This window comes from Streptomyces aurantiacus, from assembly GCF_001418335.1.
Classification (GTDB): Bacteria; Actinomycetota; Actinomycetes; order Streptomycetales; family Streptomycetaceae; genus Streptomyces; species Streptomyces aurantiacus.
The window spans coordinates 1-9,918 of record NZ_LIPP01000343.1; the positions used below are offsets into that span (position 1 = coordinate 1).

The 9,918-nt window shown below is 69.9% G+C and carries 7 protein-coding genes; all 7 read left to right on the top strand.

Annotation, left to right across the window (positions count from 1 at the left end):
* A partial coding sequence (locus AOK01_RS34310) for a DALR anticodon-binding domain-containing protein (RefSeq protein ID WP_245702540.1) occupies nucleotides 1–498 on the top strand: 498 nt, incomplete at its 5' end.
* Nucleotides 499–533: 35 nt separating this feature from the next.
* Nucleotides 534–1,925, top strand: a complete 1,392-nt coding sequence (lysA, locus tag AOK01_RS34315) for a diaminopimelate decarboxylase (protein ID WP_055518627.1) — start codon at nucleotides 534–536, stop codon at nucleotides 1,923–1,925.
* A 160-nt stretch (nucleotides 1,926–2,085) separates the two neighbouring features.
* On the top strand, nucleotides 2,086–3,384 hold the full coding sequence (locus AOK01_RS34320) for a homoserine dehydrogenase (protein WP_055518636.1): 1,299 nt from the start codon (nucleotides 2,086–2,088) through the stop codon (nucleotides 3,382–3,384).
* Nucleotides 3,385–3,390: 6 nt separating this feature from the next.
* Complete coding sequence (gene thrC / locus AOK01_RS34325; protein WP_055518628.1) at nucleotides 3,391–4,449, top strand: threonine synthase; 1,059 nt, start codon at nucleotides 3,391–3,393, stop codon at nucleotides 4,447–4,449.
* Nucleotides 4,450–4,869: 420 nt separating this feature from the next.
* Nucleotides 4,870–5,787: a homoserine kinase gene (gene thrB, locus AOK01_RS34330; protein WP_055518630.1), complete on the top strand. Its 918-nt coding sequence runs from the start codon at nucleotides 4,870–4,872 to the stop codon at nucleotides 5,785–5,787.
* A 384-nt stretch (nucleotides 5,788–6,171) separates the two neighbouring features.
* A complete protein-coding gene (gene rho, locus AOK01_RS34335; protein ID WP_055518632.1) occupies nucleotides 6,172–8,328 on the top strand; it encodes a transcription termination factor Rho in 2,157 nt (718 codons plus the stop codon).
* Between the two features lie 413 nt (nucleotides 8,329–8,741).
* On the top strand, nucleotides 8,742–9,869 hold the full coding sequence (locus AOK01_RS34340; protein WP_055518634.1) for an LCP family protein: 1,128 nt from the start codon (nucleotides 8,742–8,744) through the stop codon (nucleotides 9,867–9,869).
* Nucleotides 9,870–9,918 lie beyond the last annotated feature (49 nt).

Genomic DNA, 9,918 nt, shown 5'->3' on the forward strand with positions numbered 1-9,918 from the left:
CCCACCCCCCTCACCGCCCTCGGCCGCGACGCCGCACGCTGGGCCCTGCTCCATCCCGCGCCCCACGACAGGCCCCGCATCACCGAGGAGCACCTCGTCCAGCGCGAGGGCAATCCGCTCTTCAGGGTTCGTTACGCGTACGCCCGCAGCCGGGCCCTCAGCCGCAACGCCGCCCACCTCGGTTTCACCCCAGCCCCGGCCGACACCGGAAGCTGTGGCGTACCGCGTGTGCACGCCGCGAGCGAGCTTCTCGGCGTCCTCGACGCCTACCCCCACGCCCTCGCCTCCGCCGCGCGCCACCGTGGGCCCGATCGGCTCGCCCGGCACCTCGTCGCCGTCGCCGACGCGACGCTCGCCTTTCAGCACACCGTGCTCCCCGTGGGCGACGAGAAACCCTCGGCCGCCCACCGCACCCGGCTCGCGCTCGCCGAAGCCGCCGGGACGGTGCTGGCCGGTGGCCTCTCCCTGCTCGGCATCGACGCACCAGAGCATCTCTGAATGTCTCCGAACATCTCTGAGGAAGCCCAACAGACATGAGCCGTTCCGCACACCCCGCCGGGCCCCGTCACGCCGATGTCCTTCCCGAGGGCCATTACTCCGCGCCGGCGGCCGACCTCAACGCCCTCGACCCGAAGGTCTGGGCGCAGACCGTGACGCGTACCGAGAACGGCTCGGTCAGCGTCGGCGGGATCGACGTGTCGGCGCTCGCCGAGGAGTTCGGCACGCCCGCCTACTTCGTCGACGAGACCGACTTCCGGGCGCGGGCGCGGGCCTGGCGCACCGCCTTCGGGCACGACGCCGACGTCTTCTACGCGGGCAAGGCGTTCCTCTCCCGCGCCGTCGTGCGGTGGCTGGACGAGGAAGGGCTGAACCTCGACGTCTGTTCCGGCGGCGAGCTGACCACCGCCCTCTCCGCCGGCATGCCCGCCGACCGCATCGCCTTCCACGGCAACAACAAGTCCGTGGAAGAGATCACCAGGGCCATCGACGTCGGCGTCGGGCGCATCGTCCTCGACTCCTTCCAGGAGATCGTCCGCGTCGCACACATCGCGCAGAGCCTCGGCAAGCGGCAGCGGGTGCAGATCCGCGTGACCGTCGGCGTCGAGGCCCACACGCACGAGTTCATCGCCACCGCGCACGAGGACCAGAAGTTCGGCATCGCGCTCGCGGACGGGCAGGCCGCCGAGGCCGTACGGCGCGCGCTCAGCCTCGACGGGCTCGAACTGGTCGGTATCCACTCCCACATCGGGTCGCAGATCTTCGACATGGCCGGTTTCGAGGTCGCCGCGCGTCGTGTGGTGTCGCTGCTCGCCGAGATCCGTGACGAGCACGGCGTGGAGCTTCCCGAGATCGACCTCGGCGGCGGCCTCGGCATCGCCTACACCAGCGACGACGACCCCAGCGAGCCCCACGAGATCGCCAAGGCGCTCGGTGAGATCGTGACGAGGGAGTGCGAGGCCGCCCGGCTGCGGACCCCTCGTATCTCCGTCGAACCCGGGCGCGCCATCGTGGGACCGACCGCCTTCACGCTCTACGAGGTCGGCACCGTCAAGCCCCTCGAAGGACTGCGTACGTACGTCTCCGTCGACGGCGGCATGTCCGACAACATCCGTACCGCGCTGTACGACGCCGAGTACAGCGTCGCCCTCGTCTCCCGTACGAGTGACGCCGAGCCCATGCTCGTACGCGTGGTCGGTAAGCACTGTGAGAGTGGCGACATCGTCGTGAAGGACGCCTTCCTGCCCTCCGACCTCGCGCCCGGCGACCTCGTCGCGGTGCCGGCCACCGGCGCGTACTGCCGCTCGATGGCGAGCAACTACAACCACGCCCTGCGTCCGCCCGTCGTCGCCGTCCGCGACGGCGAGGCGAGGGTGATCGTCCGCCGGGAGACGGAGGAGGATCTTCTGCGTCTCGATGTCGGCTGACCGACATGACTGCGTCGACGTCGGCAGGGCGGAAGATTTCCTGTCTTTCGTTCTCGCGCTGATGAAATAGACATCTCACGATCCGGACGTGGGGCAGAAACCCCCGTCCGGTGAGTGAGACTGGTTCCACCGTGACGGTATGAGGAAACGAGGTCGGATGATGCGTACGCGTCCGCTGAAGGTGGCGCTGCTGGGCTGTGGGGTCGTCGGCTCAGAGGTGGCGCGCATCATGACGACGCACGCCGCCGACCTCGCCGCCCGGATCGGGGCTCCCGTCGAGCTGGCGGGCGTGGCCGTGCGGCGCCCGTCCAAGGTGCGCGAGGGCATCGACCCCGCCCTGGTCACCACCGACGCGACCGCCCTGGTCAAACGGGGCGACATCGACGTGGTCGTCGAGGTCATCGGCGGTATCGAGCCCGCCCGTACGCTCATCACGACCGCCTTCGAACACGGCGCGTCCGTCGTCTCCGCGAACAAGGCGCTCCTCGCGCAGGACGGCGCCGCGCTGCACGCCCTCGCCCAGGAGCAGGGCAGGGATCTGTACTACGAGGCCGCCGTCGCCGGTGCCATTCCGCTGATCCGGCCGCTGCGCGAGTCCCTCGCCGGTGACAAGGTCAACCGGGTCCTGGGCATCGTCAACGGCACCACCAACTTCATCCTCGACAAGATGGACTCGACGGGCGCCGGCTACCAGGAAGCACTCGACGAGGCCACCGCCCTGGGGTACGCGGAAGCCGACCCCACCGCCGACGTCGAGGGGTTCGACGCCGCCGCCAAGGCCGCCATCCTCGCCGGAATCGCCTTCCACACGCGCGTGCGCCTGGACGACGTGTACCGCGAGGGCATGATCGAGGTCACCGCCGCCGACTTCGCCTCGGCGAAGGCGATGGGCTGCACCATCAAGCTGCTCGCCATCTGTGAGCGGGCCGCCGACGGCGGGTCCGTCACCGCGCGCGTGCACCCGGCCATGATCCCGCTGAGCCACCCTCTCGCCTCCGTGCGCGGCGCGTACAACGCCGTGTTCGTCGAGTCGGACGCCGCCGGGCAGCTCATGTTCTACGGGCCGGGCGCCGGCGGTGCGCCGACCGCCTCCGCCGTCCTCGGCGACCTCGTCGCCGTCTGCCGCAACAAGCTCAGCGGCGCGACCGGGCCCGGCGACTCGGCGTACACCCAGCTGCCGGTCTCGCCCATGGGCGAGGTCGTGACCCGCTACCACATCAGCCTCGATGTGGCGGACAAACCGGGCGTTCTCGCCCAGGTGGCGACCGTCTTCGCCGAACACGGAGTGTCGATCGATACGGTTCGCCAGCAAGGTCGGCAGGACGGAGGCGGCGATGCCTCCCTCGTCGTCGTCACGCATCGCGCGTCCGACGCGTCCCTCAGCGGGACCGTCGAGGCGTTGCGCAACCTCGACACCGTGCGGGGTGTCGCCAGCATCATGCGGGTTGAAGGAGAGTAACCAGCAATGACCCACCAGTGGCGCGGAATCATCGAGGAGTACCGGGACCGGTTGCCGGTGTCCGACACCACGCAGGTCGTGTCGCTCCGTGAGGGCGGCACGCCGCTCGTGCCCGCGCAGGTGCTCTCCGAGCGCACGGGCTGCGAGGTCCATCTCAAGGTCGAGGGTGCGAACCCCACCGGGTCCTTCAAGGACCGCGGTATGACGATGGCCATCACGCGGGCCAAGGAGGAGGGCGCGAAGGCCGTCATCTGCGCCTCCACGGGCAACACGTCGGCCTCGGCCGCCGCCTACGCCGTACGGGCCGGCATGGTCTGCGCCGTGCTCGTACCGCAGGGCAAGATCGCGCTCGGCAAGATGGGCCAGGCCCTCGTGCACGGTGCGAAGATCCTCCAGGTCGACGGCAACTTCGACGACTGCCTCACCCTGGCGCGCAGCCTCTCCGACAACTACCCGGTGGCGCTGGTCAATTCGGTGAACCCGGTGCGTATCGAGGGGCAGAAGACCGCGGCGTTCGAGATCGTGGACATGCTCGGCGACGCCCCCGACATCCATGTCCTTCCGGTGGGCAACGCGGGCAACATCACCGCGTACTGGAAGGGGTACAAGGAGTACGCCGCCGACAAGATCGCCGGGCGGACTCCGCGCATGTGGGGCTTCCAGGCGTCCGGGTCCGCGCCCATCGTGCGCGGCGAGATCGTCAAGGACCCCTCGACGATCGCCACCGCGATCCGCATCGGCAACCCGGCCTCGTGGCAGTTCGCGCTGGCCGCGCGGGACGAGTCGGGCGGCTTCATCGACGAGGTGACGGACCGTGAGATCCTGCGCGCCTACCGGCTGTTGGCCGCGCAGGAGGGCGTTTTCGTCGAGCCGGCCTCGGCGGCTTCGGTGGCCGGCCTCCTCAAGGCCGCCGAGCAGGGCAAGGTCGACCCTGGCCAGCGCATCGTCTGCACGGTGACCGGAAACGGCCTCAAGGACCCCGACTGGGCCGTCGCGGGCGCCCCGCAGCCGGTCACGGTCCCGGTCGACGCGGTCACGGCCGCAGAACGCCTGGGCCTGGCATAACTGGCATCACTGGCATAACACGGGACCACAGGACCAACCACAGGACCTCGTCCTGAACTGGCTGCCAGCGAGTGAGCCGAAGGGGCGCGCCTGTGTCGAGAGGGTGAGCGCGCGGAGGCCCCGACGAAGGAGGGGTCGAGCACGGTCGCCCTCTCGACACAGGCTTTGGCGCCCCGGAGGCGAACCGAGCTTTAAAAAAGGGGGGCGGGGGTGCACGAGGGGCCCACGACACGCATCGTGCGCCTCCTGTGCGCCCTATGTCGCCACAGAACCTTCCTTCGATAGGCTGTACCGAACCCGCCCGCCGCATATGCCGCGGTGCCGCGCCGTCCCTGCGGCCTTTGGGTCTTCCGCATTCTCCGTACGTCTCGCAGGATTTCGAGAATCTCGCAGCTCAAGCTCAAGGAGAGTCATCGAGCGATGGCCGGTCCAGCGTTCCGCGCCGCCGCCGTCCGGGTGCGCGTCCCCGCCACCAGTGCCAACCTCGGCCCGGGCTTCGACGCCTTCGGCCTGTCACTGGGGCTGTACGACGACGTGGTCGTCCGGGTGGCCGACTCTGGCCTGGACATCGACATCGCGGGTGAGGGAAGCGAGACACTCCCGCGCGACGAGAGGCACCTCCTCCTACGTTCCCTGCGCACCGCCTTCGATCTGCTGGGCGGACAGCCCCGCGGTCTTGAGATCGTGTGCGCCAACCGCATCCCGCACGGCCGCGGCCTCGGCTCCTCGTCCGCCGCGATCTGCGCCGGCATCGTCGCCGCACGCGCCGTGACCATAGGCGGCGACAGCAAGCTCGACGACACCGCGCTCCTGGAGCTCGCCACCGAGATCGAGGGGCATCCCGACAACGTCGCGGCCTGTCTGCTCGGCGGGTTCACCCTGTCCTGGATGGAGGGCGGAGCCGCGCGCGCCCTCAGGATGGAACCCGCCGCTTCCATCGTTCCGGTGGTCTTCGTACCCGGCAAGGCCGTGCTGACGGAGACCGCCCGCGGACTGCTTCCGCGTACCGTCCCGCATGTCGACGCCGCCGCCAACGCGGGCCGCGCCGCACTGCTCGTAGAGGCTCTGACCAGGCGCCCCGAGCTGCTGCTGCCCGCCACCGAGGACCGACTGCACCAGGAGTACCGCGCCCCGGCCATGCCGGAGAGCGCGGCGCTGGTGGAGCGGCTGCGGGCCGACGGAATTCCCGCGGTCATCTCCGGCGCCGGGCCCACCGTGCTCGCGCTCGCCGACGAGGCCGCGGCCGACAAGGTCGCACGACTGGCGGGCGAGGGCTGGGCGGCCAACCGGCTGGGCCTCGACGCCACCGGAGCGAGTGTGTTGCCGCTTGCTCCGTGACACTCGGTTGCCGGATTTCGAGAGGGGGAATGTTTGTTGGGTCCGGTAGTGTTAATCTCAAGTCTGCACCCGACCCCACCATGGCGAGGTGCTTCACGTCCCCGTCCGGGACAATCATTCTTCCGGGAGCCCCCCAAACCGCTTTGCGCCATGCATTGGGTGCTATGCGCTGAGCGGTGTTGAGACGCTCCGGAACCGGCGTGACCGAGCCGATGGACACCGAACCTCAAGTCCACGGCCCCGGGAAACGTCATCCCAGAAATTCCCTCCGCCTTTTGGCGGACCACCGCCCCGGCACGGTCCACACAGCAAGGACCACTGTCGGACAGCACAACCGGTCGCCGAGCCAGACAGGCCGACGTCCGCTCCAGGGAAGGACCCTTCGTGAGCGACACCACCGATCTGATGGGCGCACGTGTCGAGGAGACCGCTGCCGCGCCCGCCACGGACGCCTCCGCGCCTGCCACCGGTGCCGGCTCCCGTCGGCGCCGCGGTACCGGCCTTGACGGCATGGTGCTGGCCGAGTTGCAGCAGGTCGCATCCGGCCTCGGCATCAGGGGCACCGCGCGGATGCGCAAGAGCCAGCTGATCGAGGTCATCAAGGAGGCGCAGGCCGGAGGTGGTGCTTCGGCCAAGGCCGCGTCCGCCGCCGGGGACGCCACCGAGACGAAGCCCAAGCGTCGGGCCACCTCGAAGGCTCGTACGGGCGACGAGGCCGAGGCCGTACCGCCCGTCGAGAAGAAGGCGGAGGCCAAGGCCGAGAAGGCCGTGGCACAGCAGCAGATCGACATCCCCGGCCAGCCCGACGGAGGTCCCTCCCGCGATGGGGGCGCCTCCCGTGCGAGCACGGTCGAGCGTGCGGTCGAGGACGCCCCGGTCGAGCGCCGCCGGCGCCGCGCCACCGCCGACGTCGGCAGCCCCGAGACGGTCACCGTCGAGGCGAAGAGCGAGCCGAAGACCGAGGAGCCCGCCCAGTCCCAGGGTGAGGCCAGGGGCGACGGCTCGGACGGCGGGGCCGACGGCCGTCAGGGCCGCCGCGACCGCCGTGACCGGGGCGACCGCGGTGACCGTGCCGAGCGCGGTGACCGTGACCGCGGGGGCCGCGACCGCGACCGCCGTGGCAAGGGCGACGAGCAGCCGCAGGGCGGCCAGAGCAGCCAGAGTGGTCAGGGTGGCGGCAACCAGCAGCGCCAGGACCGTCAGGACCGCCAGCAGGACCGCCAGCAGGGCGGTGGCCGTCAGGACCGCCAGGACCGCCAGCGTGACAACGGCCCGCAGGACGACGGCTACGACGACGAGGCAGGTGGCCGCCGCGGCCGCCGTGGCCGTTACCGTGACCGCCGTGGCCGCCGTGGCCGCGAGGAGTTCGGCGCCAACGAGCCGCAGGTCGCCGACGACGACGTCCTGATCCCCGTCGCGGGCATCCTGGACATCCTCGACAACTACGCGTTCATCCGGACGTCGGGCTACCTGCCCGGTCCGAACGACGTGTACGTGTCCCTGGCCCAGGTCCGCAAGAACGGTCTGCGCAAGGGTGACCACGTCACCGGCGCCGTCCGTCAGCCCAAGGACGGCGAGCGCCGCGAGAAGTTCAACGCGCTCGTCCGTCTCGACTCGGCGAACGGCATGGCGGCCGAATCCGGGCGCGGGCGGCCGGAGTTCAACAAGCTGACGCCGCTCTACCCGCAGGACCGGCTCCGTCTGGAGACCGACCCGGGCGTGCTCACCACCCGCATCATCGACCTCGTCGCACCCATCGGTAAGGGCCAGCGCGGTCTGATCGTGGCCCCGCCGAAGACCGGCAAGACCATGATCATGCAGGCGATCGCCAACGCGATCACGCACAACAACCCCGAGTGCCACCTGATGGTCGTCCTGGTCGACGAGCGTCCGGAAGAGGTCACCGACATGCAGCGGTCGGTGAAGGGCGAGGTCATCTCCTCGACCTTCGACCGCCCCGCCGAGGACCACACCACGGTCGCCGAGCTCGCCATCGAGCGTGCCAAGCGCCTGGTGGAGCTGGGCCACGACGTCGTCGTGCTGCTCGACTCGATCACGCGTCTGGGCCGTGCGTACAACCTCGCCGCCCCGGCCTCCGGCCGCATCCTGTCCGGTGGTGTCGACTCGACCGCGCTGTACCCGCCGAAGCGCTTCTTCGGTGCCGCGCGCAACATCGAGGACGGCGGCTCGCTGACGATCCTGGCCACCGCGCTCGTCGACACCGGCTCGCGCATGGACGAGGTCATCTTCGAGGAGTTCAAGGGCACCGGCAACGCGGAGCTCAAGCTCGACCGCAAGCTCGCCGACAAGCGCGTCTTCCCGGCGGTGGACGTGGACGCGTCCGGTACCCGTAAGGAAGAGCTCCTGCTCGGCGCCGACGAGCTCGCCATCACCTGGAAGCTGCGTCGCGTGCTGCACGCGCTCGACCAGCAGCAGGCGATCGAGCTGCTGCTCGACAAAATGAAGCAGACGAAGTCGAACGCCGAGTTCCTGCTGCAGATCCAGAAGACGACGCCGATGCCGGGCAACGGCAACGACTGACGTCGCACCACATCCGGCGCAGCCGGTAGCAGGTACCGCGGAGGGCCGTCCCCGTCACATCGGGGGCGGCCCTCCGCGTTGCCGCCACCTGGCGACACGGGCCCGGATGCGGGGCGATATGGGGGCGATACGGGAGACCTTCGCCACAGATGTGGAGGTCGGCACGGGGGCGCGGAAGCGTGGCGTCCGCCGCCGAAAGTGCTGGTGAGCCGCCGATGACCACCCGTGACCGCCCCCTGCCGGTCACCCATCGTATCCGGGATCGCACAATACGGTCACAGTGCGTTGTGCAACCCTTTTTTCGGTTTACCCGTCTGAACAGACGGGTCCTGACAGCGACGTCACGGCACCTGACCACGCCTGACCCTGACCGCAGGGGGTAACCGAGCGCATCAGCGAGGACTGAGGAGCACATGTCTGCCGAGAGCACCCCGGAAGCCGAGAGCACTCCGGAACCCGGGAAACCGCGCCGCCGTGCCACGGGCCGGCGCCGCAAGCCGCGCAGCGGACGCCGCAAGGCGCTTCTCGTCACGGCCTGGTCCGCGGCAGGTGTCTTCGTTCTCGGCGGTACCGGCCTCGGGTACGTGTACTTCAACCTCAACGACAACATCAAGAGCGTCGACATCAACCAGGCTCTCGGCACCGACCGGCCCCTGGACATCGACAACGGCTCGCAGGACATCCTCGTACTCGGCTCCGACACCCGCTCCGGCAGCAACAAGAAGCTCGGCGGCGGCACCGACGACGGCAGCGCCCGCTCGGACACCGCGATGATCGTGCACGTCTACGAGGGCCACAAGAAGGCCGGCGTGGTCTCCATACCGCGCGACACCCTCGTGCCCCGGCCGGAGTGCACCGACGGCGAGGGCGTCACGCACGACGCCTCGTCCCTGGCGATGTTCAACTCGGCGTACTCGACGGGCGGCGCCGCCTGTGCCGTGAAGACCGTCGAGTCGATGACCGGCATCCGCATGGACCACTACGTCGAGGTCGACTTCAGCGGCTTCCAGAAGCTGATCGACGAACTCGGCGGTGTCGACGTCACCACGACCAAGGACATCACCGACAAGGAGAGCCACCTCGACCTGGAGGCCGGCACCCACCGGCTCACCGGCGAGCAGTCGCTCGGCCTCGTCCGTACCCGGCACGGCGTCGGTGACGGCTCCGACCTCGGCCGCATCCAGCTCCAGCAGGCGTTCATCAAGGCACTGGTCGAGCAGGTCAAGGACGTCGGCGTACTGACCAGCCCGAAGAAGCTGTACGACCTCGCCGACACCGCCACCAGTACGGTGACCACCGACTCCGACCTGGCCTCGGTCAAGGACCTGGCCTCCTTCGCCAACGGGCTCAAGGGGATCAGCTCGTCGAAGATGAACATGGTCACGATGCCGGTCCAGTACGACCCGGCGGACGGCAACCGTGTCCTCGTCGAGAAGGACAAGGCCGAGCTGGTCTGGGACGCGCTGAAGAACGACCGCCCGGTCCCGAAGTCGGCGACGCGGGACACGGCGACGGGTGACGCCAAGGGCGTCGTCAGCTAGGCGTTCCACGGGGGGCGGTTCGTAGTTCGTCGGCTGCGGGTGGGTGGGG